The following is a 21706-nucleotide window of genomic DNA, read 5'->3' as shown; positions in this document are numbered from 1 at the left end:
GTGGCCCTTACTTTTTGCTTGCACTTCAATTTAAGCAACAGGGAATGGTACTATGGAGCACCAACCAAGTTGTATCGGTCTGGCCGCCCTATGTGGGCTTTTTTGCCACAAGGCAGTGCCGGTCTCAAAATCAATGCCTTCGTCTGGCAAGCTTTGACCCATCATTACACCATAATGGCACAAACCCCAGTTGGCGTTGTCTTGTCGGGCCACCAGACCTTTCCCGGTTACCCTGTATTGGCGAATGCAACCCAATTAGACGACCTCTCCGTGCCGCTTTCTCGTCTGGCAGTGGACATTTGAACCTATACGTCGTCGGCACATGCTTCTATCAGGCCAACTTGACGGCAATTTCGGTAGGATTGTTTTGGATTGGCGAAATGGAAAGAATCAATGGGTCATCCCTGCAGTCGTATTGGATAGACAAGGTCGCATAAGTCTATCTGCGTGATTATCCAAAAGAAATGAGGACAAGTATGAAACTCGCAATTGTGGTACCAGTCTACAACGAACAAGATGGACTAGAATCGTTTTACATGGCCTTACGGGATGTCATGATGACCCTAAATTATTTCTGGCAAGTATTATTTGTCGACGACGGCAGTGAGGACAACTCATGGTCCGTCATTCAGAAACTCTCAACACGGGACCCAAAAGTTAAGGGGATTCGGCTTTCACGCAATTTCGGGCATCAGACAGCCCTGGCCGCAGGATTAACACATATTAGTGCTGATGCTGTAATCACCATGGATGCGGATTTACAACATCCTCCTGACCTTATTCCTCAACTCGTGGCCCAATGGCAACAAGGATACGCTGTCGTCAACACCATTCGACTCGAAACCGACTCAGTCCATTCATTGAAACGGTATTCCTCGGCGATATTTTACCGTCTCATCAATCTAATCTCCGAGGTGCCCATTACACCAGGAGGTGCCGACTTCCGATTGTTAAGCGAAACAGCATTACAGGCCTTGCAGTCCATGCCGGAACGCCAACGATTTCTTCGGGGCATGGTGAGTTGGATCGGGTTTTCTCAGACCGCTATACCCTTTGTTCCACGGCCTCGACAGTATGGTCAGTCTAAATATACATGGCGCAAAATGATGCATCTCGGACTGAACGGATTAACGTCTTTCTCTATAGCTCCACTACGCTTGTCTCTTCTGTTCGGAGTAATGAGCATCGCTGTCGCATTGCTGTACGCAATTTATGTCCTGGGGGTCAAAGTCTTTTCCCACACCGCACAACCGGGATGGGCCTCCATCATTGGTATCGGCTTATTTTTTGGCGGCGTTCAGTTGTTTAGCCTTGGGATACTAGGAGAATATTTAGGGCACGTGTTCGCGGAAGTCAAACATCGACCGTTGTTCTTTGTTCAGGAAACGGCGGGGATCATGACGCCGACTACGTCAAATATACCCGCGGAGTCGCAATGACGCTGACTAACTGGTTGCTTATCATCTTCTATGCTATTCTATCGTCCAGCGCTCTGATGCTCATGAAGGCGGGGCTAGCAAATCCCTCATTCCACCTACAAGTACGACCCCAATTCTCCATTATGCTCTCTTATACAGCGGTAGTTGGTATAGTTCTATATATTGCGAGTTTTATCACTTGGCTCGGTATCATCCGGAACACTACCATCGTGCTCGCCTATCCATTGAGCATCGGCCTCGTCCAATTAGTGTTGGTAGCCACATACCGTTTATTACTGCACCAACGTTTGTCAGTCCCCATTGTTCTTGGATCGGCTCTAATTCTCGCCGGGATCGTTGTGCTATCGCGGGCATCGTAACGCCCATAGGCTTTGTAGCATCATCCGCGCCGGGCACCATGGAGGCAATTCTTGACAGGCCGCGCACGTCTGCCAGACAATTCCATTAGATCGTATTCCTAGGATATTGGAGGTCTACTCCCTATGAAAAAGCATGTCTTGTCGATCGGTCTTGCGCTTGGATATGTCGCGGGCATGGTCTCAGGCCCTGTCCAGGCCGCGACGGTTCCCACCACACCCGGATCGCTCGTGCGGTTTATTGGGGAACCCGATGTCTATCAACTCATCAATCACCAACTTTATTGGATTCCCTCGGGCAAGCTGTTTCAAGCCGCTAGTGAGAATTGGCATTACGTGACCGTCCTGCCCGATACCGTGCCGCGTCCCCCGATTGGCGGAACGCTACGCGTGTATACGAATGACGCGCATATCCTCGCATCCGGGTCCCCCACACTGCCATCGGAGGTGGAACCGGTTTGGCTCTACAATGTCCATTCCCAGACGCTCTACCGGTGGCCGGTGAATGGCACGGTGGGCAATGATCCATGGTTTATGACGGTCCTTCGTGCCAATGGCATCGCCCCCAATCCGCCGAACGATATGATCCTGAGTCTCGGTACGGCGGGACAAACCTTTGGCACCATCACCAATCCGTTACCCGTGCCCTTGAGTCCATGGCCAACAAATCCCGCGTCCGTCTCCTTCGTCTCCCATGAAACCAGCGCGCAAGGCGTGACCTATCGGTTGGCAGGCAGTCCTCGGGTCTACTGGGCCTCCGGGGGCACCTTGCACTGGATTCCCAATCCGGCCACCTTTGACGCGGCGGGATTTCGCTGGACCCGCGTCGACACCGTATCCCACCTGACGGCCCCGATAGGCTATCCTGTTTTAGTTCGTGCACAGACAGCCCCTCAAGTGTACGTCGAAGGCTCCCACACACTACATTGGGTGCCTTCACCGAGCCAGCTCACTGCCGACGGCTTCCGATGGGCGGACGTACTGACCGTCTCCCATCTCCCCGAACCCGTTGGGAATCCATGGGCACCCTCCACACCGTAAAAAACGCGGCAAAACTGGCCCCATGACGCGCCAATGTCTCCCAGCCTGGGAGAAGATTGGTCATCGGGGCCGTTTTTCGCGTCTTAGGTTCTTCAAGGGTCATCAGAGACGGGGTGTGAGAATTCCTGCCTAGATTGATCCCTTCATCCTGATTAGTCGTCGGTACCCAACACCAGTTGAACCGCTTGTTCTTTAAACGTTCTGTCATACGGATTGGCCACCGGATTCACCTCCCGTGAAAAAGGTTGTATCATCCTGTCAATTCGGGGTGTCCACAATTAGACTGACATCCAAACTGATCAGAATTCCCCATTTCCACCACGCGATCCGGAATCGGCCGGTGTCATCATTCTATCTACACTACACAAATCCTTAACTACCTAAACCAAGACAAGGACTGGAAAGCCATAAATATTTGCGTTCGCACTATAGGCTCATCCAGTTATTTTTGATCGGGTCCTGCGTTACAAATTCAACCCCACATACGACATCCCGGTCTTCCCGCCGCATGTCGATGTACGCCAGCGCCGTCCTCCTCATATGATTGAGGATCTGGTGAATTATCGCACCATCTAGAAACGCCCCTGCGTTCCATCCCGCAGAGCATCGTCAAAAACGAGACCTAGGACGCCGTCGTCCCACGCTGCGCGCAAAATCAGCCCCTGAAGCCAAATCTTTCGGATCTCACGACATATCAGGGGCCGAGCCTTCCTCCGGCGCGGCTCCTGTCAAACATTGCTGGTAACCGGCGTAGGCCGGGGGGCGTTATTCTAAGGTAGAGCGGATTAGGAGGCTTGATGACATGATCATACGACACAATGGACTCGTCGGCGCAGCCATTTTGTTGGGCAGTATAGTCCTCACTGGCTGCGGTACGACCGCGCCTCCCGTGGCCAGTGCTCTCCCTCCGCATTCACACACGGTGAGTCCCGCGCCTAGTACATCCCCGCGGTCATCCCGTCCTATGTCCCCTTCCCCCACATCGTCGCCCGCCGCGTTGAGGGCTTCCACACCCGCGGCCCCATTGTCATACGTGACCTATCACAACAGCATTTGGGGATATTCTGTAGCCGTGCCCCAATCGTTTACCGAATCGGGACCCGTCGAAGATCGGGATGGAAGGTCATGGAGTTCCGGCTCGGTAAATATTGTCGTGTACGGGGAATATAGTAACGCCATGGGACACATTGAAACGGTCACATCTGCGTTGAGCACTTTGGACCATCAGAAACACCCTGCGTATCAGGCCCATGGATCCGATTGGCTCGTCGTGTCTGGAATCCATGGCTCCCAAATCTATTACACCAAAGAATTCATTGGATCCACTCATAGGGATGTGCTGTCCATCTCGTATCCTGCAATCGACAAGAACCATTGGTCATCGATAGTCAGTGCGGTATCCCGTTCATTTACTCCTGGGGAGCTATCTAACGTGACCCCTGCACCGGGTTTATTCCAAACACAACGGGTCACGATCCCCCCCAGTATTACCGTACAATTAGAGGTTCCATCGGGTTGGACAAAACAACGCTGGAGTGCGGGAGATGCTGGGGGCTTCGTATGGGTTAACCCATTGAATTCCGCTGAATGGGTTCGGATGCTATTTAGTGGCAATGCTGGAGCCCTGTTAAATAATCAAGGGCACTATGACGTAACCCAGTTTATTAATAACCCCGGTGTACAATGGCGTGTTATTCAGGCGACTCAACTCTCTGGCCAATTCACCATTCCGATCGGTGGCATTTCTATTCCCATCGGGAACATCAATTTCAATAAATATGTTGTCTATGGCTATGCCGCAGTCATTACACGTCCAAGCCCTTTGGGCGTGGAAATTGATGCAGTCGCTCCGAAAACTGTGGCGAAAGTCATTTCGACTAGTGTGATAATTCGTTGACAAGTGCCGCATCAATTATCCATAGTGATACCTCCTTCTCGCCAATTTTAACCGGTAGTTCGACAGCCATTAGCTTCGACGCATTGGAAATCGTTGACGTTGATAAAATGACAGAAAAATAAGTCCGCCATCAGGATGTTAGTCTAAATTGTGGACACCTCGAATTGCGACAGGATGATACAATCATTTTCACGGGTTTTGTGGATAGCGGACATTGGAAAGCGGAGGACCAAGCTCTGCGCAATTGGCCCCGGCGTATTCGGGATCTCGAAAAAAGGCCCACCGACCTGCGCTGGGCGGAAATTGTGCGGAAGACCGCAGGTATTTCATCAGATTTGGAGCTATTTTTCGGCCTACCATGGCCCGACTGAAACCCCGGAAAGTAAAGCAGGGAAGGAAAAACATGGTGGGCGCGCACAGATTCGAACTGTGGACCCGCTGATTAAGAGTCAGCTGCTCTACCAACTGAGCTACGCGCCCGCATTATATGATATGGTAGCGGCGGGTGGACTCGAACCACCGACATCACGGGTATGAACCGTGTGCTCTAACCAACTGAGCTACGCCGCCATGGTTGCGGGGACAGGATTTGAACCTGCGACCTCCGGGTTATGAGCCCGACGAGCTACCAGACTGCTCTACCCCGCGATATTAAGTCTTCCCACGCACAAATGATAGTATAGGAGCGTCATGATTATTTGTCAAGGAGCTTTTCTCGACAACTGACCGCTCTTCCAATGACGATACACTTAAACACCGCTGTATTGGTCACCATTTTTTACGCGGTGTGATACACTATGTCATATCAAACTACCGGACAGTGCACAAGGAGGCGCAGCGATGGCGCGTAAAACAAGACTGGGTGGTTACGACATTAGTATTGAAAAAAACCAAGAAGGTATTCATCTTGCTGTCAAACCCACTCCGGGCCATGCTCAAGCACAGGCTGAAGTCTTCCAAATGTTTGACCAGTTCCGCAATACAGCCCGACAAGCAGGAGTAGGGGGCGCAGAAATTTTCGCCTACTGGCTCAAGAAACAGTTGCGGATAAAGTAACATTTTTTTCCATAAATACCACGATCTTGAATATCTTAAGGATCGTGGTATAATTTTTTTATTCAAATCCACAAAGGGAGGGCATCATGAGCCCACTTAAGAGTGTTGCGGAATATCACCGTGCCATTGAACGCATTCGCATTCTGCAAGGAGTGCTCGATACTTTAGCTAAAATGAAGGGGAACATGGATCCCGACGTTCTCGCTGTGAGTCAAGAGATCGATTTGTACATTGTACGAGTGCAACAGTATTGGCAATCGCAATGCCAAAAAGGTGCTATGTAATAGCATCCGATATGTCGGAGACTACACCTTGGCTTCGTAGATAGTGGACAAATAGTGCATCTAACTCGTGGCTTACAGCCGCTAAGGTGTCGTCTGACAAATCATTAGTCACTGCATAGATACGGTCAAGTTCATTTTGTAGTTGCCGTATGGTTTCTAACATGGTGTTTGCATGGGAATTTGCCATTCTTTTTTTCTCCCCTTCTACAGTATGTCGGATAAAGAATGCGCCTAGACATTTCTACATTTTTTCCAAAAAATCCTTCCTCTTTTTGCAAAAACCGCAAAGAATTTTCGCTAAACCCGCCCTATTTTTCGTACTTTCGACAATCGTCTCGTACAATAAAAATATGGAAGCACAAAAAGTGTCGACGCGCTTGGCCCATACGACCTCTAGCTTGTCATCGCCACCCACTGCCCGTCAGCCGAAAGTTGATCTGACCAAGCAGTGGGAACGACTCGACCAACAAGAACATCGTGTGCTCACGCGCATGACACTGGAAGCCGTAGACGCTTATACGCGGACGGTTAAAGAGATGTTGCGCGGGGCGCTGGACGAGCAGCAAACGGAAATCGGAGGATATTTCTCTCCATCTGGGGGGTTTCGCTATATGGTCCGGATCAAATCGGTATCTACGGAACTGGAAAATCTGCGTCAGGCCATCCTTCATCACTCCCCCGCTAGTGTGGTCATGCAGCGGATGGATCTAATTCGCGGATTACTTTGTGATATTTTGCTATAGCGCACAGACCAAAGGAGAACTCATGACTGTTTTTGAAACTATCATGGATGCCTTAACACAACTCGAGGAATTGACCGAACGAAAAATTGAAGCGGCTACCCAGAGAAATTCGACGGTGCTCTTGCAATTGCTTCAATCGGAATTGGATCCACTAACTCAAGTCAATCGGTATCTTTTTGACATTGCTCGCCTCACTGACGAAGAGCGAGACGTCTTGCGCCGTCATGCGGAACATTGGCAAGCACGCTCCCAGCTTTTAAGTACGGTGCTACAAAGCCAATTAGGCTATTGTGATTTTGTCCTCACTCTACTCGGGCAGTCACAGCAACCATCCGTCAATGTTAATTTTTAGGACATTTCGTGAAGGAAGGTGATCGCATGTCATTTATGATGTTGAATATTGCAGGCCGCAGCCTCTCTGCCCAGCAATTAGCGATGGAAGTAACCGGAAATAACTTGGCCAACGCCACGACCACCGGCTATCACAATGAAATAGCGAATCTCGTCGAAACACCACCCATCCCATCGTCTCAGCTCAATGGCTCCTTGCAAGGGCAAGGCGTCAGTGTCGATGCCATTACGCGGGCATCTAATGCGTTCTTGGCTCGCAGTGTACGGACCCAACTCGGAACTACCGGCTATTGGCAGAGCATGAACACCAGTTTGTCTCAAATCCAAAATGTCTTTCAAGAGCCTTCCGCCAGTGGCTTGTCTGAGGCGATGGGAGCCTTTTTTAATGCCTGGCTGACGTTATCCCAGACCCCTTCAAGTTTGTCAGCGCGCCAAGCCGTCATTGACCAAGGAAAAAATTTAGCCAGTACGTTTAATAGCATGGCCAATCAAATCACCGGCGAAATACAAAATATCAATCAGAGCGTCGTCAATACGGTCCAAAAGATTAATACCATTACCAGTCAAATCGCCCAACTGAATCAACAGATCAGCGCCGTCACGGGCGCAGGCGGATCGGCCAATACGCTTTTGGATCAACGCGGCACATTAATGAACCAACTAAGCCAATTGGTCAATATCTCTTATACCGTGAATCCGGACCAAAGTGTCAATATCTATTTGGGCAGCAATGCCTTAGTCATCAATCAAACGGCCCATAGCCTCATGACCAGTGCTCCGACCACAGCCAATAGCGTCGACCAAATAGCTTTTCATGATAATCCGTCACAAACCCTCAATGCCTCGAATGGGTTGCAAAATGGAGAATTGGCTGGCCTTTTAACGGCGGGGAATCAAAATTTACCTGGATATCTCACCTCTCTTGATGCCCTGGCTGGGGATCTCGCGTCTGCGGTCAATGCGCAACAAGAGGCCGGATACACGTTAAATAGCGCCACTAACGGTCCCATTTTCTTTACGTCCTCCTTGTCCTCGACAGCTCCCGTGACGGCGTCAACAATTCAAGTCTCTTCAACCTTGACATCACAAGACGTCGCTGCCGCACAAAACCCTAACGCCCCGGGCGATGGTAGCAACGCCTTGACTATTGCCAATATGATCTATCAACCCGAAATATCCCCCACAACGGGGACTTTAGACACCACGTCAACGGGCGTGACGTTCAATCAGTTTTATACCAATTTAGTCGGGCAAGTGGGCAACGATGGTCAACAAGCCAGCAACCAGTTCGCAAGCGCCCAAAACACCTTGAACTCTTTGCAAAATGCTCAAGAGAGTGCCACCGGCGTCGATGTCAACGAACAATCGGCACAACTCATTCAAGAACAGCAAAGTTACCAAGCCGCCGCGCAATTGGTCAGTGTGGAACAGTCCACCATGGCCAGTTTGTTGGCCGCCGTCAGCTAATCCTATCTCAGGCCAATGGGCCTTCATTCAATTCGTAGGAGGATCGCTATGCAGATTACACCCCTTACCATTCGCAATAATCTTTTGGCCAACATGCAAACCCAATACCAAACGATTAATCAATTGCAAGAAGAAGCATCGACCGGACAAAGCTTTCAAGTCCCATCGGACAATCCCGAAGCCGTCACGAGCACCATGAGCCTGAGTGCGGCCCTAACCGAAACCACGGCATATCAAAATTCGGCAACCGCCGCTCAAAATGTCCTAAACGTCACCAGTGGTGCGTTACAAAACATGCAACAACTCTGGCAAAAAATGATATCGGTTACAGTCCAAGCATCAAGCAATGCGCTGACGCCAACCGACCGTCAGGCCCTAGCCCAAGAAGTGGAACAGGCCCAAACCTCGCTCGGACAATTACTCAATACCCGTTATGAAGGGGCTTACATTTTCAACGGCTATAACCAAGACACGCCGCCGGTGACCGCCTCTGGCGTCAGTCTACCGACCAGCACTCAGTCGAGCATCTATCAAATTGGTCAAAATGCTCAAGTCACCATCAATCTCACAGGCATGGAAAATGCGGGGCAGCCCAGCGGCACCAACTACCTTGCTACCGTATATAACGACTTAAGCCAACTCGCCACGGCTGTAACCACTAGCGCCTCGGCCAGCCAAGCGATGCTTGGCACACTTCAAACCGATGAGGGCTACTTATCCACAGCACAGAGTATTGTGGGAGGCCGCATGCAGCGAGTGACCCAAGCTCAAACGCAGTTGACCACCTTAGCTCAGAACCTCAATCAAACCATAGCACAAGTATCTGGTGCCAACATGACAGCCGTTACGGTACAGCTGACGCAAGAAGAACAGGCCTACCAAGCCGCCTTACAAAGTGGTGCCCAAATTCTCTCCATATCTTTACTAAATTACATTCATCCATAGAGGCCGCCATAGCGGGATATCATGCAAGGGAGAGATTAATAGGATGATGACGCAAAATACCATTCGGACCCGTTTTCATGGGGAAATCACCATTGTCGACCACGATATTCTGGTCATGGATTATCCCATTTTAGGGTTTGCGAATCACAAGGAATTTATTTTACTCCCACACCGCAGCGACAGCCCATTTTTATATTTACAGTCCATCACTGATCCCACTCTCGCCTTTATTGTCATTGATCCGTATACCTTTGATGCGACATATACGGTGCCCGCGAATGAATTGCCGGACTTGGGGAATCAGGAGACGTGGGCGATTTTATGCATTTGTACGGTCACACACTCCGCAACCGGCGCTCTAAAAGCCACGGTCAACCTCAAAAGTCCGCTAATCATTAACCGGGAGACGCGGCATGGCGGCCAATTTGTGTTATCCTTACCCTATTCATATCAATATCCCTTAATAGGGGAGGACACCACAAATGCTGGTACTGAGCCGAAAAACCGATGAAGCTCTGATTATTGGCGAAGGCGAAATCCGCATCGTCATCTTGGGAGTGCAAGGCGATCAAGTCAAACTGGGCATTGAAGCTCCTCGCGCCGTCAGTGTCATGCGCGAAGAGCTTTTTCGTGCCCAGAAAGAAAATGCTCTGGCGGCTCACTCGGTGTCCCCAGATGACCTTAGTGATTTGAAGGCCCCGGCTCCGGTCCCGCCATCTCCTTCACCGAAGCCAAAATCTCCGTAATCTTAACCCCAAACTGTTCCCCCACAATCACCACCTCACCACGTGCCACAATGCGGCCGTTCAGAAAAACATCAACAGGTTCGCCGTAGGCTCGGTCGAGTTCCACCACGGACCCCGGTCCCATTTCTAGGACATCATGCACTGCTAATGCGCTTGTCCCCAAAACAACCTCGACGTCCATGGGTACATCCCAGAGAAAATCTACGCCCGCCGTTTGCCCAGGCCGCGGCACCGCGGGGCCGGTTAATTCGGCAAACTCTACGGGACGTGCTTCAATCTCTTCGGCACCGGACGTATCAGACAACCCTTGCGTCAGCGCTGCCAGCTCCTCAGGCGTTAACCGACTATTGTTTTCCGCCATGTTCATCCTCCTTGTCGGCAATTCGTGCCGTAATCCTGACGGCCAAATGTCCTCCCATACGGCCAGCCAGCACTTGAAATTTTTCTTGATGCGCGACAGTCATCACGAGCGGTTGATCGTAGCGGTTCTTTAAGATCACCACATCTCCTGCCTTCAATTGATGGAACTCCCCCAAAGACAACGCTGTGCGCCCTAGAACGACTTGGGCCGGCACCTGGGTGTGATGCACATGTCGCACCATTTCCTGAGGCCGCGGCATAATCTCTTGATCATCTTCTCGCCCTAAAGCATGTCGGCCTAACAACATGGCAAATGGTTGAATGGCGGGATACGGCCAGACCCAAGAGAGTTTCCCTTTGTGGCTATCAATGGTAATTTGCTGCTGTTGGACGACCACCAGATCTCCCTCCGAGGCAACCTGGGTGAAAGCAGGGTTATACTCAATCGCATCCACCGCGGCTTCAAACGGCATAAGCGAGGACCAGTTTTGACTGAGTAAGCTCAACAGCCGTTCCATAATGCGGCGGTAAATAGTCTGCTCAATTTCTGTTAATTCGCGGTTGGGAAAGTGCCCTGTGCCTGGTCCCCCTAACGCGCGATCAATCATCGCGAGGGTGACTTCGGGTGAACTTTCAAAGAGACCAGATCCTGACTGATTAATGGTAAAAAGCGCTAACACACTCGGAATCGCCACGGTCTCCACATACTGCTCATAAGGCATCTGCTCGGTGCTCAAATGCTGGATTTGTACGGGCGTGCGCAGGTAGGTCGACAAGAAGTTTGACGCCATACGCAGATATGACTCCATCATCAACGTAATGGCATCCAACTGCAAGCGGCTGAGCTGATGCGGCCGTTGAAAATCATACGGCCTTACTTCTTTAAGATCTTTGACGAGTCCCATCCTATTTCCTCTCTTTTCATCCGCCTCATTTCCATCGCGAATTACTGGGTCATAAGCGATGAGAAGTATATGGGGCCAATCGTATTCGGGCCAAAAATCGATTCCAAAACCGTTCGCACCTGCGTCTTAAATGTCGACAACCCTCCGGACGCCGTAAACTCATGGTATGGAGTACTGCGGGCTAGATTAATCAAATCATTACGGATGCGCGCATCAAGAACCGGAGAACCCGTTCCCGATCCCCCTTCAGCCCCTGCCTTGCTTCCCCCTTGGCTCGTTAAGGCCGCTAATGCTACATCAAATTCCACATTAAAGCTGACATAATGCCCAGAACTGCCTAAGTTGCTTTCAATACCGGATTCCGTAACCGAAACAGCTGTCAGAGGATTATACGGCAATGCTTCCACCACGGGTTTCGGCGCATGGCTCAACAAGGACGGATCCCCAAAAATCAAGCCAGCCGCACCAGCTCCTGCCCCCAACAAAAATACGAGAACAAACACCAAAAACTTTTTCATCCTGAAAATCCTCCCTAAAATCCCCCTAATTGTTCCTCAATCGCGCACGGTGCCTGTACACTGAAATCGAGGAGGGTACCTTGAACAATGGAACCATTACTGTTATGGGCGCTTGAAACCCTATTTTTCAATGAATTTACCCCACCAAGCACCTTGCCCAGCCCGTTTGCCACGGCGCTGTCAGAGGCCCAAAACAACGCAGCCACCCCAGAATCTTCGCAACCGTCCGCATCCATAGAAGCCTCTATTCAGCAAGCGGCCGCCAGCACGGGTTTGTCGCCCGCTTTGCTTCAGGCCGTAGCCACGGTTGAGTCGTCTTTGAATCCCGAAGCCGTCAGTTCGGCGGGCGCTGTTGGAGTCATGCAATTGATGCCAGGTACGGCGGCAGAGTTGGGCGTCAATCCCTATAATGCTGAGCAAAACATCATGGGGGGTGCCGAATATCTGAAAAGCTTGTTCGACTCGTTTCATGGCAACCTCCCTTTAGCCATCGCGGCATACAATGCGGGTCCTGGTGCGGTAGACCATTTTGGTGGCATCCCGCCTTATGAACAAACGCAGCAATACGTACAAAAGGTGCTCGCTACCTATCAAGCGCTGGCGAATACGCCGTCACCGTCTTAAGTCGTAATTTGTGTTAATCCGCGGCTAAGCGTTTCTTGGACGCTCATGACTTTAGCGCTTGCGGAATAGGCCGTTTGGGCCACAATCATATCAACAAGCTGCGACGCGAGACTTACGCCGCTGCCATTGAGGGCTCCATCCTCCAGCGTTCCAGCCCCTTGGGTGCCGGGCGCTGCGAGGATAGCTGGGCCCGAAGCCAAAGAGGCTTGATAGAGGTTATGACCCACACTGATCAACCCTTCAGGATTAGCAAAAAGCGCCAAAGATATCTTGCCAATGGCTTTTAGTGGTTGCCCAGCTGGCCCCGCCATCACCGTTCCATTGGGCGCAATGGCCCATTCTTGACCAGGCGGCACCGTCACCGGGGGATCTAACAAACTGCCCCCTGGCAAAGTTAGCTGCCCCTGACCGTCTTCTTGCAGCGACCCGTCGCGGGTATAGGCCACTGTCCCGTTAGCGGTTTTGACTTGAAAAAACCCTGAGCCATTGATGGCCACATCATGGGGATTCGAGCTGGACATCATTTGGGTACCAAACAAGGCGACATCTTGACTCATAAACGCCCCCGCAGTATAGCCTAATTCCGGCTGCACCGTCTGGGACCCCACCATACGGCCTGCTGCGCGACTCACCACATTGGGGCCGTTACTAAAAGCCGTGAGCCGCTCGCCATAGCCGGGAGTTTGGTTGTTGGCCACGTTGCTCGCAATCGCATTTAACCACAAATTACTAACCTCAATCCCACTTTGGGCTGCATGCAGCACACTAAACATCTCTAACGCCTCCTACCTTGTCATTTGCCATGCTAGTCACTTACCCAAGAACCCCCAAGGCTCCAGCCGTCTTCAGCCGAGTGCTTTCTTCATTCACCAAGGACGTCAGGGACTGATAGGTTTCTTCGGCTTGCATCAAATCCACGGTCTCTCCCGTTAGACTGCCATTTGAGGTGTTGACCGCGCCTTGAATCACGTTTCCCGTAAAGGCTTGCGGTGTCTTGGACTGATACAAACCTCCCCCCAGACTGGTTAATCCCGCTGCGGGTAAATCGACCAATCCTAACGTGCCAAGCGTGACGTTATTTTGGGACAGCACCCCAGTAATACTGACGGTAAAGGGTCCTGGAGCCAGATGCACCGGCTTTCCTGATGACAACAAAACCAGATCGCCATTGGCAGTTGCCAACTGTCCTTGAGAAGTCTGATGAAACCGCCCATCTTGGGTATAGGCGACGCCACCACTTGGCGTTCGCACGGCAAAAAAGCCGTTTCCAGAAATGGCCAGTTCGGAAAACACCCCCGTGGAACGGATGGCACCCGGGGCCACATCGTATTGCGAGATGACGGCTTGTGCGGAAATCACTTGGCCAATGGCCTGGGTGGATTGTGGCCCTACCGCCAGCACCGTCTGGGGTAAAAATCCCACCACCTGCGTCTTTTGAGCCAGGTAGCCCAAGGAGTTTTGGTTGGCTATATTACCCGCTGTCGCTTGAAGAATTTGATGTTGCGCTAACAGGCCTGATGCCGCGGTATATAAAGCATTCATGCAAGGCGTCTCCTTTCTATGACGGTAACGTAGGCCATAAGGCGGTCATTCGGGCAACAAACTGTCCAAAGCGCCCGCGCTTTGGCGGCTGAATGCGGTGAATCAGACGGTCGGCTAAGTGTCCAATATCCATAGCCGCTGGAGACGCGGGATACAACAGCAACAACGGTTCTTGTCGGCTTATTGCCCGCTTCGCATGCGGATCCTCATGCACAGTCCCCATAAACTCGACTTTCTGGTCCAAGACCTTCATCGCCAAGGTGACAATGCGCATCGCCATCTCCTCTCCGCTCTGAGCGGTGGTACTGCGGTTCATGACCAACTTCAACGCGACGTGGCCTTTAGCCTCCCACACGGCTTTAATCAATCCATAAGCATCCGCTAACGCAGGCGGCTCAGGATTGGACACGACCAGCGCCTCGTCGGCCGCCAACACAAAGGCCAGCACGTTGGCGGCAATGCCCGCACCGGTATCGACCAATAACCAATCACATTCGCTCTCCAACTCCTGAAATCCTTCTATAATCCCCGAGATTTCGACAGGGTCTAGGCTCGCCAATGCACTAATCCCCGACGCCCCAGGAATGATGCGAATCCCCAAGGGACCTTTTTGCATCACATCGGTTAAAGTCGCCGCACCTTGAACGACATCCCACAAGGTAAAGCTGGGCTCATACCCCATTAAGATGTTGATATTGGCCAAACCAAGGTCGGCATCTAAGATAACCACCCGCTGTCCTCTCTGCGCTAACGCAAGGGCCAAGTTTAAGGTCAACTGGCTTTTGCCTACGCCGCCCTTCCCTGACGTCACGGCGACCACACGGCTGCCTTGCGCGCGTTCCTCTAACACCGTTTCTTGGGCCTTAAGACTTTTCTCGCGAATCCACTGACGCAACCTTTGGGCTTGATCAGCCATGATATGCCCCGCCTCTCATCAGCCACTGGGCCAAGCCATCGGCTGACGCCGGTCCGATATCTTCCGGCACATTTTGACCATGCGCGATATACGCCAAGGGCCATTGCAGATCCATCAAAGCGCCGAGGACCGTACCTGGTGAGAGCACTTCATCCACTTTCGTCAGACATAAACTCACCGCGTGATCTCCTGCTAGCGTCTGGGCTGTCTTAACGAATAGGGACCGAGACGCGGTAGCCGGCATACACAAAAGGACGTCTGTAGCGTGAGCGTACTTCATGACACTTTGACTCTGCCGAATTTGCATGGGCTGGCTCAGACTATGACCTGGAGTATCCACAAACACCACTTCGGGACTGTGTTCCCGAATGATTGCCGGCAGATCCTGCGGCCGGTTGGCCACGGCAACCGGCACATCTAAAATGCCGCCAAATGTCTTGAGTTGCTCGACAGCAGCGACCCGGTAGGTATCTGTGGTCACAAGCAGTACAGACCGCCCCAATTCCAAACGCGCATAAGTAGCGAGCTTGGCAATTGTCGTGGTCTTGCCGGCGCCGGTCGGTCCGATGACAACAATAACCGCTTGTGGCCTTGTCAAGGGCAACACGGGCTGGATCATCAAATGTTCCACAGCCGAACGCTGGAGCGCTTCTTGCTGGATCTCTTTGGTCCCCTCACTAGGCACGCCTTGGGCTAACCGACGTGCCCACTCTGGAGGAAGTTCTCGCTCCAGCAAAAAGTCATACCATTCCCCGGCCCCCGGTGCCACGGGCACCGCCTGATCAATCTTGCGGTCGACCTGCGACAACAGTTTTAACACCGCATCCCAGCGCTCATCTTGAGTTGTCTGGATTCTCTCCACCATTTGAGACTGACCCGCCGCTACTTCATGGGCACTATGAGGCTCGTCTAAAGTTCCACGTGAATTTTTGCTCACGGGGTAATCGGTAGCTGCCAAGACGTGATAGCCTTTTTCCCACACTTTCCACCATCGATCTTTCGCCGGGCCCGAGGATAGTAATACCGCTTCATCCCCGAGTTCCCACTTCGCCCGAATCAAAGCCTCTTCCACCGTCTGACCACTGAATCGTTTGACAATCATATTTCAACCACTCCCATCGTCTTGATTCCCACATCACTTTGAATTTCGGCATAAGACAGCACCGACAAATCCTTGAAAAGCCTTTCTGTCAAGCGCTTAAAATACAGCCGCACAAAAGGCGACGTAATCACCACTTTAGGAAGCCCTGCCGGCATTTGCTTAAGTTGGGTGTTTAAAGCCCCTACCACGTCTTGAGCCACTTTGGGATCGAGATTTAAATAGGTGCCAGTATCGGTTGTCTCCATCGCATCCTTCATGGCCTGTTCAATGCGCGGCGACAAGACCACCGCATGCAAGAAGCCTTGCTTAATCAAGGGCTCTGTAATGTGACGAGACAACTGTTGTCTTACGGCTTCAGTGAGGAGATCAGGATCGCGTGTCGTGCGGGCGCGGTCCGCCAAGGCCTCTAAAATCGTTGGCATATCGCGAATCGAGATTTTCTCTCGCAGCAAATTGGCTAACACGCGTTGGACCTCGCCTAACGTTAGCAAGTCGGGCACGAGTTCAGCCACGACCACCGGATGCGTGAGTTTCACATGGTCGAGTAATTTTTTGACATCCTCACGCCCTAAGATTTCATAGGCATGAGAACGAATGACTTCGGCCAAGTGCGTCACCAAAATGGACCCGGCATCAATCACGGTGGCCCCCGCTAATTCGGCCCGGTCTCGCGAGTCTTCGCGAATCCAATAGGCGGGCAAACCAAACACGGGGTCTTTGGTTAGAATGGCACTCTCTATCCCCAAGTCTTGTCCCCCCATCGCCAAAAAACGGTCCGGACGCACTTCCGCTACGGCGATACTGGCGCCACGAACGCGAATGCGGTATTGATTGAGACTTAAGTCCAAACTGTCACGTACCCGCACGGGAGGAATAACCAAGCCCAGCTCTGTCGTAATTTGCCGCCGCAAGGCCACAATGCGGTCGCGCAAATCCTGCCCCGCTTGTCCTCCCACTAAGGGCACCAACCCAACACCCACCTCCAACTCCACGGTGTCAAATCCAATCAACTGCATCACCGCTTCGGGACGCTTGTTGAGATTTTCGGCTTCTTGGCTTTGGCGGCGTGCCTCCAATGCCTTCTGCACTTTTTGACGCTGTTCGATGCGCCAGCCGAGGTAAAAAACACCTGCTCCCAAAACCATAGGCACAAACGGCGGAATGCCCAGTAAAGCCAATAAGAAGAGCACAATCGCCACAATGTAGAGAACACGCGGTAATTGCGTTAATTGGGACAGGACATCATCGTTCAACGTTCCGGTGGCGCCCGAGCGCGTCACTAAAATACCGGTCGCGGTCGACAGCAACAAGGCAGGGATTTGCGTGGTGATACCTTCGCCAATGGTGAGAATCGTGTACGTATTCAGCGCAACGCCTATCGCCAAATGCCGTTCAGACAGCCCAATAATTAAGCCACCCACGATATTAATCAGCACGATAATAATGCCCGCAATCGCATCGCCGCGCACAAATTTGGATGCCCCATCCATTGCTCCATAAAAGTCCGCTTCGCGCTCAATGTCGGCGCGCCGTTGTTTCGCTTCGGCTTCTCGTATCATCCCGCTATTGAGTTCCGCGTCCACGGCCATCTGTTTTCCGGGCATCGCATCTAAGGTAAACCGCGCTGCCACCTCACTGACCCGTTCCGCGCCACGCGTGATCACCATAAACTGAATGACGATCAAAATAATGAAAATGATAATCCCCACGACGACATTGTCGCCCACAACCATGCGCCCAAAGGTCTGAATGACCGAGCCAGGATTGCCTTCTAGTAAAATCAGGCGCGTCGCCGTCACTTCGAGCGCCAACCGGAATAACGTCGTTAACAGCAAGAGTGATGGAAAGACGGACAACTCGAGCACTTGGTTGATAAACATCGTGGATACCAAGACCGCAATCGACAAGCCAATATTAATGAGCAAAAAGAAATCTAAGAGCCAAGGAGGAATCGGGATCACGAGCATTAAAATCGCAATGACGGCGGCGACAGGAACAAAGGCTTCTTTGAGGATCGCTCGACTGAACTTCATGGCTCACGCCTCCCCATGGGACGCCCCTGACGCTTGCGTATCAAAAACGCTAAAATATCTGCAACGGCTTGGTAATGCTCTTCCAAAATCGCCTGCCCAATGGGCAATTCGTAGAGGGAACGCGCCAGCGGAGGATTTTCAACAATAGGCACTTCATAGCGCATGGCCATGTCGCGAATATTTTTGGCGGTGCCATCAACCCCTTTAGCCACGACAATAGGGGCTGCCATCTTTTTTTCGTCCCATTGCAAAGCCACTGCATAATGCGTGGGATTTGTCACGACCACTTGCGCATTTTTTACCTGACGCACGCCCGACCGCCAAATCCGCCGCGCCAGTTCTCGGCGTTTGCCTTTGACACGAGGATCCCCCTCGGTATTCTTGAACTCGTCCCGAACCTCTTGGGTCGTCATGCGAATCTTTTGCTGAAACGCATAAGACTGATATCCCATATCCGCAATGCCAATGATAAAAAACGCTAAAGACATTAACAGCAATACTTGCCCCATCATACTTAAAGCCGAATGTAAGGCGCCTCCCAAAGATTCAGCCATCAAGCCCGCATAATCCGCCACTTGGCGGTGAATCAACCACGCCGCAAGCGAACCCATGATGGCAATTTTTAAGACGCCCTTGCCGAGCTGCCACATACTGTCTTGGGAAAAGAGGCGCTTTAAACCTTCAACGGGATTAATCTTCGTAAAATCCGCCTTCAAACCACTAAACGACAGACGAAAGCCTTTCTCCAAACTGCTCGCAAAGAGCCCCGCGATAACCAGCGGTAGAGTGATGGGCAGCAAAATGCGAATCATGATGGCAAAAGCTTCAATCCACGCTTGCCCTAACGCATTGGCGGGGTTTGCCGACAACTGCAACACCATGGACTCTAGAAATCCTAATTGGGATCCTGCCCATGGCAAATAATGGCCGATCATCAAGAACCCGACAAACAAGCCTAAAGCCGCTTGAAAATCCGGGCTTTTCCAACTCTGGCCTTGTTTTTGTATTTCTTGCTTTTTATGGGGTGTCGCTTGGTGGCTCTTCTCTCCCGCCGACGCATAATAAATACGCCCAGCTATTGCTGTCACGGCTTTCCCTCCAATAACGCTAAAAGCCGACTCACATCGGTAAACGCCTGGTCCCAAAAACTTGGTAAGATTCCCATCAACAACGGCAACATGGCCGCAAACACCAAGAGGCTAACGCCAAAATTGACCGGCAATGAAAGATAGTAGGCGTTCATTTGTGGAAACGCCCGCGACATAATGCCGACCGCCATGTTGACAATAAAGCCCGCCAATAGCAAAGGAAACGCGACTAATAACGTCATCGTCAACGCGCTCGTCATGAGTCCCGTGACAAACGATAAAGCGGGTAGAGGAAGTGCCATAATATTGAGCCCAATGGCCCGAAAGCTTGCATGCAACGCGATCACCGAGAGTTCCAGCCCCCCAGTCGCCACAAAGACGAAGAGGGCTAAGAGACTTTGCCATTCCGAGAGAAAAGAGCCATTTTCGTCGAGCCCAGGATTTGACGCAATCGCCAAGCCCAGACCCAATTCATACGTGACCACCTGACCAGCCATATCTAAAACCGCCAAAAACAAGGACAAAATCAAACCAATCAGCATACCCACGGCGAAATTAACAATTAAATCGAGTCCCCAGGCAAGTCCCGAGATAGAGGCGCTGACCTGCACAGAAGGTGACAAAGCCCCCGCTAGGGCCAGAATTAAGGCTACTTTCAGCATGCGAGGCAAGTACGCAGAACTGAGCACCGGGGCGCTGAACACTAATCCCGCCAACCGGGATGCTACCAAAAAGAATGTTTCCGTTAACTGCGTTGACACCAAACTGACGGTCATAGGCTCCTCACACGACTCCCATTGGGTCTCATGGCAGGTACGTAACATGCCAAAAGCTCGATAAGTCATTCTGCGTAAAGGTAATCAATAGCCGCAAAAACCATGGCCCCGCTAAATAAATCATGACACCCACCACAATTAACTTAGGCATAAAAGATAGCGTCATATCTTGAATGGAGGTGGTCGCTTGAAAGAGCCCCACCAACAGTCCCACCAATAGCGACGCCACGAGAACGGGCCCCAAAATGATACCCGTAGTGAGCATCGCCGACTGACTCAATGCAATGGCATGATCAAACATTTATCGCACCCCATGAAAGGACAACACTAAAGACTGCACCACTAAGCTCCAGCCATTAGCAAGAACAAACAGCAACAATTTCAAAGGCAAAGAAATCAATGTCGGCGGCACCATCATCATTCCGAGTGACATGAGTACCGTGGAAACAACCAAATCCACAATGACAAACGGAATAAAGATATAGACTCCAATTTCAAACGCTGTTTTCAGCTCCGAAATGATAAACGCCGGAATCAATGCCACAGTCGGCACCTGACTAAGACTTTTGGGGGGAGGCAGATGATCGAGTCGCAAGAATAAGGCGATATCCGTCGGACGCGTTTGTTGATACATGAAAAGACGCAAAGGGCCAAGAGCTTTATTGGAGGCCTGAATAAGACCCATATGGCCATGCATATAGGGGATCAGGGCTTGGTGGTCAATTTGTTGAAAGGTAGGCGCCATAATGAAAAAAGTGAGAAACAACGCCAACCCGATCAGCACCTGATTAGGGGGCGTCTGTTGCAACCCCAGCGCACTGCGTACAAAAGCCAAGACGGTAATGACACGCGTAAATGCGGTCATTGTCAAGAGCAAGGCAGGCACAAATGACAACAACGTTAATAAAGCTAAAATACTGATGACTTGAGAGGGAGAGCTTCCTCCATGCGTGTTAAGCGTCACTGAGGGAATCGACAGACTACTTTGGGCAAAGGCCTGTGGACCCGTCGAGATAAGGATGAGGACAGCCCCCAGGCCTCCCCACCAACGCGACAAACGGCGGCTTCTCACGACTTGCCCTCACCTCGGCGCAACTTGCGCCACAGCTCCTCGGCAAATGGCGGCAAAGTGGTTGAGACGACACGACTCGCCGTGGGTGCTTGCCTCGTAATCGCGTCCGCGTCCACTTCCATCAATAAAGAGACCGTTTGTTCCGTGACACCGAGTGCCACCGTCTTATCCGCGATTTGCACCAGCGCAATGCCGCGTTTAGGCCCTAATGGGAGATAATCTATTTGCTCCAAGTACTGGGCATGGCTAACCTTGCCCCAGCCCATCTTCTTTAGTAGGCGGGCAGCAACATACGCCAAGCCAACCACTAAAATCATCGCCCATAAAAAATTAAAAAACAGGCCTAACGAATTCAAAGAATGCCCCCCTAGCTAGGGCATATTATATAAAGAACCAAATCTCGACACGAAACAACAAGACGCATTTAATCGAAAAAATTTTCGAC

At 51.4% G+C, this 21706-nt stretch carries 26 protein-coding genes, 3 tRNA genes and 1 pseudogene; 14 read left to right on the top strand and 16 right to left on the bottom strand.

The window, feature by feature from the left end; genetic code table 11:
* Positions 1-102: 102 nt before the first annotated feature.
* The 5 genes from CO251_RS10990 to CO251_RS10970 all read left to right on the top strand — a co-directional run bounded on the left by CO251_RS10990 (position 103) and on the right by CO251_RS10970 (position 4733).
* Entirely contained in the window at positions 103-303 is a 201-nt protein-coding gene (locus CO251_RS10990) for a hypothetical protein (protein ID WP_146039057.1), read from the top strand.
* Positions 304-476: 173 nt separating this feature from the next.
* Complete coding sequence (locus CO251_RS10985; RefSeq protein WP_103375846.1) at positions 477-1439, top strand: glycosyltransferase family 2 protein; 963 nt, start codon at positions 477-479, stop codon at positions 1437-1439.
* Positions 1436-1798: a hypothetical protein gene (locus CO251_RS10980; protein WP_103375845.1), complete on the top strand. Its 363-nt coding sequence runs from the start codon at positions 1436-1438 to the stop codon at positions 1796-1798. Before CO251_RS10985 ends, CO251_RS10980 begins: the two co-directional genes overlap by 4 nt.
* Before the next feature lie 123 nt (positions 1799-1921).
* Positions 1922-2836 carry a hypothetical protein gene (locus tag CO251_RS10975; protein ID WP_103375844.1) on the top strand — a complete coding sequence of 305 codons (915 nt, stop codon included), beginning with the start codon at positions 1922-1924 and terminating at the stop codon, positions 2834-2836.
* A gap of 802 nt (positions 2837-3638) precedes the next feature.
* Positions 3639-4733: a hypothetical protein gene (locus tag CO251_RS10970; protein ID WP_103375843.1), complete on the top strand. Its 1095-nt coding sequence runs from the start codon at positions 3639-3641 to the stop codon at positions 4731-4733.
* Between the two features lie 404 nt (positions 4734-5137).
* On the opposite strand, the gene CO251_RS10960 is transcribed toward CO251_RS10970, so the two are convergent.
* The 3 genes from CO251_RS10960 to CO251_RS10950 form a co-directional block, all read right to left on the bottom strand.
* Positions 5138-5213, bottom strand: a tRNA-Lys gene (locus CO251_RS10960).
* A 13-nt stretch (positions 5214-5226) separates the two neighbouring features.
* Positions 5227-5303 (bottom strand) — tRNA-Met (locus CO251_RS10955).
* Position 5304: 1 nt separating this feature from the next.
* Positions 5305-5381 (bottom strand) — tRNA-Met (locus CO251_RS10950).
* Between the two features lie 192 nt (positions 5382-5573).
* Between CO251_RS10950 and CO251_RS10945 the strand changes: the two genes are divergently transcribed.
* The 8 genes and pseudogenes from CO251_RS10945 to csrA form a co-directional block, all read left to right on the top strand.
* Positions 5574-5789, top strand: a complete 216-nt coding sequence (locus tag CO251_RS10945) for a hypothetical protein (RefSeq protein WP_103375841.1) — start codon at positions 5574-5576, stop codon at positions 5787-5789.
* A gap of 86 nt (positions 5790-5875) precedes the next feature.
* Positions 5876-6073: an aspartyl-phosphate phosphatase Spo0E family protein gene (locus CO251_RS10940; RefSeq protein WP_242968556.1), complete on the top strand. Its 198-nt coding sequence runs from the start codon at positions 5876-5878 to the stop codon at positions 6071-6073.
* 365 nt (positions 6074-6438) lie between these two features.
* Positions 6439-6816 carry a DUF327 family protein gene (locus CO251_RS17430; protein ID WP_103375838.1) on the top strand — a complete coding sequence of 126 codons (378 nt, stop codon included), beginning with the start codon at positions 6439-6441 and terminating at the stop codon, positions 6814-6816.
* A 22-nt stretch (positions 6817-6838) separates the two neighbouring features.
* Entirely contained in the window at positions 6839-7168 is a 330-nt protein-coding gene (locus tag CO251_RS10925; RefSeq protein ID WP_103375837.1) for a hypothetical protein, read from the top strand.
* 26 nt (positions 7169-7194) lie between these two features.
* The gene (flgK, locus tag CO251_RS10920; RefSeq protein ID WP_103375836.1) at positions 7195-8634 is read left to right on the top strand and encodes a flagellar hook-associated protein FlgK; all 1440 of its coding nucleotides are present in this window, start codon (positions 7195-7197) and stop codon (positions 8632-8634) included.
* Between the two features lie 48 nt (positions 8635-8682).
* Positions 8683-9579 (top strand): flagellar biosynthesis protein FlgL, encoded by an 897-nt coding sequence (locus CO251_RS10915; protein WP_103375835.1) that lies wholly within the window; start codon positions 8683-8685, stop codon positions 9577-9579.
* A 43-nt stretch (positions 9580-9622) separates the two neighbouring features.
* Positions 9623-10090 (top strand): flagellar assembly protein FliW, encoded by a 468-nt coding sequence (gene fliW / locus CO251_RS10910; RefSeq protein WP_103375834.1) that lies wholly within the window; start codon positions 9623-9625, stop codon positions 10088-10090.
* Positions 10062-10223 (top strand): annotated as a pseudogene (gene csrA / locus CO251_RS18080) (carbon storage regulator CsrA); the annotation flags it as partial. The gene fliW and the pseudogene csrA, both read left to right, overlap by 29 nt.
* Before the next feature lie 37 nt (positions 10224-10260).
* Here the strand turns inward: csrA and fliN are convergent.
* Genes fliN through CO251_RS10890 form a run of 3 tightly spaced genes read right to left on the bottom strand, consistent with a single transcriptional unit; the run spans position 10261 to position 12108 of the window.
* Positions 10261-10686: a flagellar motor switch protein FliN gene (gene fliN, locus CO251_RS10900; RefSeq protein ID WP_103375832.1), complete on the bottom strand. Its 426-nt coding sequence runs from the start codon at positions 10684-10686 to the stop codon at positions 10261-10263.
* The gene (locus tag CO251_RS10895) at positions 10670-11590 is read right to left on the bottom strand and encodes a flagellar motor switch protein FliM (protein WP_103375831.1); all 921 of its coding nucleotides are present in this window, start codon (positions 11588-11590) and stop codon (positions 10670-10672) included. The genes fliN and CO251_RS10895 overlap by 17 nt, the downstream gene beginning before the upstream one ends.
* Before the next feature lie 41 nt (positions 11591-11631).
* Positions 11632-12108, bottom strand: coding sequence for a flagellar basal body-associated FliL family protein (locus tag CO251_RS10890; RefSeq protein ID WP_103375830.1), 477 nt, complete (start codon positions 12106-12108; stop codon positions 11632-11634).
* A gap of 87 nt (positions 12109-12195) precedes the next feature.
* Between CO251_RS10890 and CO251_RS10885 the strand changes: the two genes are divergently transcribed.
* Complete coding sequence (locus tag CO251_RS10885; RefSeq protein WP_103375829.1) at positions 12196-12732, top strand: lytic transglycosylase domain-containing protein; 537 nt, start codon at positions 12196-12198, stop codon at positions 12730-12732.
* Here CO251_RS10885 and CO251_RS10880 read toward each other — a convergent pair.
* Genes CO251_RS10880 through fliO form a run of 10 tightly spaced genes read right to left on the bottom strand, consistent with a single transcriptional unit; the run spans position 12729 to position 21617 of the window.
* Positions 12729-13505, bottom strand: coding sequence for a flagellar hook-basal body protein (locus CO251_RS10880; protein ID WP_103375828.1), 777 nt, complete (start codon positions 13503-13505; stop codon positions 12729-12731). The two genes, CO251_RS10885 and CO251_RS10880, sit on opposite strands and share 4 nt — an antisense overlap.
* Before the next feature lie 40 nt (positions 13506-13545).
* Positions 13546-14274, bottom strand: a complete 729-nt coding sequence (locus CO251_RS10875) for a flagellar hook basal-body protein (protein ID WP_103375827.1) — start codon at positions 14272-14274, stop codon at positions 13546-13548.
* Positions 14275-14290: 16 nt separating this feature from the next.
* On the bottom strand, positions 14291-15190 hold the full coding sequence (locus CO251_RS10870) for a MinD/ParA family protein (RefSeq protein ID WP_103375826.1): 900 nt from the start codon (positions 15188-15190) through the stop codon (positions 14291-14293).
* The gene (locus CO251_RS10865; protein WP_103375825.1) at positions 15183-16292 is read right to left on the bottom strand and encodes a flagellar biosynthesis protein FlhF; all 1110 of its coding nucleotides are present in this window, start codon (positions 16290-16292) and stop codon (positions 15183-15185) included. Before CO251_RS10865 ends, CO251_RS10870 begins: the two co-directional genes overlap by 8 nt.
* Positions 16289-18325 carry a flagellar biosynthesis protein FlhA gene (flhA, locus tag CO251_RS10860; RefSeq protein ID WP_103375824.1) on the bottom strand — a complete coding sequence of 679 codons (2037 nt, stop codon included), beginning with the start codon at positions 18323-18325 and terminating at the stop codon, positions 16289-16291. The genes CO251_RS10865 and flhA overlap by 4 nt, the downstream gene beginning before the upstream one ends.
* Positions 18322-19413, bottom strand: a complete 1092-nt coding sequence (locus CO251_RS10855) for a flagellar biosynthesis protein FlhB (RefSeq protein WP_103375823.1) — start codon at positions 19411-19413, stop codon at positions 18322-18324. The genes flhA and CO251_RS10855 overlap by 4 nt, the downstream gene beginning before the upstream one ends.
* Positions 19410-20189, bottom strand: a complete 780-nt coding sequence (locus tag CO251_RS10850) for a flagellar biosynthetic protein FliR (protein WP_103375822.1) — start codon at positions 20187-20189, stop codon at positions 19410-19412. Before CO251_RS10850 ends, CO251_RS10855 begins: the two co-directional genes overlap by 4 nt.
* Before the next feature lie 28 nt (positions 20190-20217).
* On the bottom strand, positions 20218-20490 hold the full coding sequence (locus CO251_RS10845) for a flagellar biosynthetic protein FliQ (protein WP_103375821.1): 273 nt from the start codon (positions 20488-20490) through the stop codon (positions 20218-20220).
* Positions 20491-21261, bottom strand: a complete 771-nt coding sequence (fliP, locus tag CO251_RS10840; protein ID WP_242968555.1) for a flagellar type III secretion system pore protein FliP — start codon at positions 21259-21261, stop codon at positions 20491-20493.
* Complete coding sequence (gene fliO / locus CO251_RS10835; RefSeq protein ID WP_242968554.1) at positions 21258-21617, bottom strand: flagellar biosynthetic protein FliO; 360 nt, start codon at positions 21615-21617, stop codon at positions 21258-21260. The genes fliP and fliO overlap by 4 nt, the downstream gene beginning before the upstream one ends.
* Between the last annotated feature and the right edge of the window lie 89 nt (positions 21618-21706).

The organism is Sulfobacillus sp. hq2, from assembly GCF_002903155.1.
Lineage (GTDB): Bacteria > Bacillota > Sulfobacillia > Sulfobacillales > Sulfobacillaceae > Sulfobacillus > Sulfobacillus thermotolerans.
The sequence above is the reverse complement of the archived record's forward strand: the minus strand, read 5'-3'. Positions and strand labels throughout refer to the sequence as shown.

What these genes read in the sequence shown, in the direction of transcription:
- CO251_RS10985 (WP_103375846.1), top strand. Translation starts at nt 477, where the DNA reads ATGAAACTCGCAATTGTGGTACCAGTCTACAACGAACAAGATGGACTA.
- CO251_RS10980 (WP_103375845.1), top strand. Translation starts at nt 1,436, where the DNA reads ATGACGCTGACTAACTGGTTGCTTATCATCTTCTATGCTATTCTATCG.
- CO251_RS10975 (WP_103375844.1), top strand. Translation starts at nt 1,922, where the DNA reads ATGAAAAAGCATGTCTTGTCGATCGGTCTTGCGCTTGGATATGTCGCG.
- CO251_RS10970 (WP_103375843.1), top strand. Translation starts at nt 3,639, where the DNA reads ATGATCATACGACACAATGGACTCGTCGGCGCAGCCATTTTGTTGGGC.
- CO251_RS10945 (WP_103375841.1), top strand. Translation starts at nt 5,574, where the DNA reads ATGGCGCGTAAAACAAGACTGGGTGGTTACGACATTAGTATTGAAAAA.
- CO251_RS10940 (WP_242968556.1), top strand. Translation starts at nt 5,876, where the DNA reads ATGAGCCCACTTAAGAGTGTTGCGGAATATCACCGTGCCATTGAACGC.
- CO251_RS10925 (WP_103375837.1), top strand. Translation starts at nt 6,839, where the DNA reads ATGACTGTTTTTGAAACTATCATGGATGCCTTAACACAACTCGAGGAA.
- flgK (WP_103375836.1), top strand. Translation starts at nt 7,195, where the DNA reads ATGTCATTTATGATGTTGAATATTGCAGGCCGCAGCCTCTCTGCCCAG.
- CO251_RS10915 (WP_103375835.1), top strand. Translation starts at nt 8,683, where the DNA reads ATGCAGATTACACCCCTTACCATTCGCAATAATCTTTTGGCCAACATG.
- fliW (WP_103375834.1), top strand. Translation starts at nt 9,623, where the DNA reads ATGATGACGCAAAATACCATTCGGACCCGTTTTCATGGGGAAATCACC.
- fliN (WP_103375832.1), bottom strand. Translation starts at nt 10,686, where the DNA reads ATGGCGGAAAACAATAGTCGGTTAACGCCTGAGGAGCTGGCAGCGCTG.
- CO251_RS10895 (WP_103375831.1), bottom strand. Translation starts at nt 11,590, where the DNA reads ATGGGACTCGTCAAAGATCTTAAAGAAGTAAGGCCGTATGATTTTCAA.
- CO251_RS10890 (WP_103375830.1), bottom strand. Translation starts at nt 12,108, where the DNA reads ATGAAAAAGTTTTTGGTGTTTGTTCTCGTATTTTTGTTGGGGGCAGGA.
- CO251_RS10885 (WP_103375829.1), top strand. Translation starts at nt 12,196, where the DNA reads ATGGAACCATTACTGTTATGGGCGCTTGAAACCCTATTTTTCAATGAA.
- CO251_RS10880 (WP_103375828.1), bottom strand. Translation starts at nt 13,505, where the DNA reads ATGTTTAGTGTGCTGCATGCAGCCCAAAGTGGGATTGAGGTTAGTAAT.
- CO251_RS10875 (WP_103375827.1), bottom strand. Translation starts at nt 14,274, where the DNA reads ATGAATGCTTTATATACCGCGGCATCAGGCCTGTTAGCGCAACATCAA.
- CO251_RS10870 (WP_103375826.1), bottom strand. Translation starts at nt 15,190, where the DNA reads ATGGCTGATCAAGCCCAAAGGTTGCGTCAGTGGATTCGCGAGAAAAGT.
- CO251_RS10865 (WP_103375825.1), bottom strand. Translation starts at nt 16,292, where the DNA reads ATGATTGTCAAACGATTCAGTGGTCAGACGGTGGAAGAGGCTTTGATT.
- flhA (WP_103375824.1), bottom strand. Translation starts at nt 18,325, where the DNA reads ATGAAGTTCAGTCGAGCGATCCTCAAAGAAGCCTTTGTTCCTGTCGCC.
- CO251_RS10850 (WP_103375822.1), bottom strand. Translation starts at nt 20,189, where the DNA reads ATGACCGTCAGTTTGGTGTCAACGCAGTTAACGGAAACATTCTTTTTG.
- CO251_RS10845 (WP_103375821.1), bottom strand. Translation starts at nt 20,490, where the DNA reads ATGTTTGATCATGCCATTGCATTGAGTCAGTCGGCGATGCTCACTACG.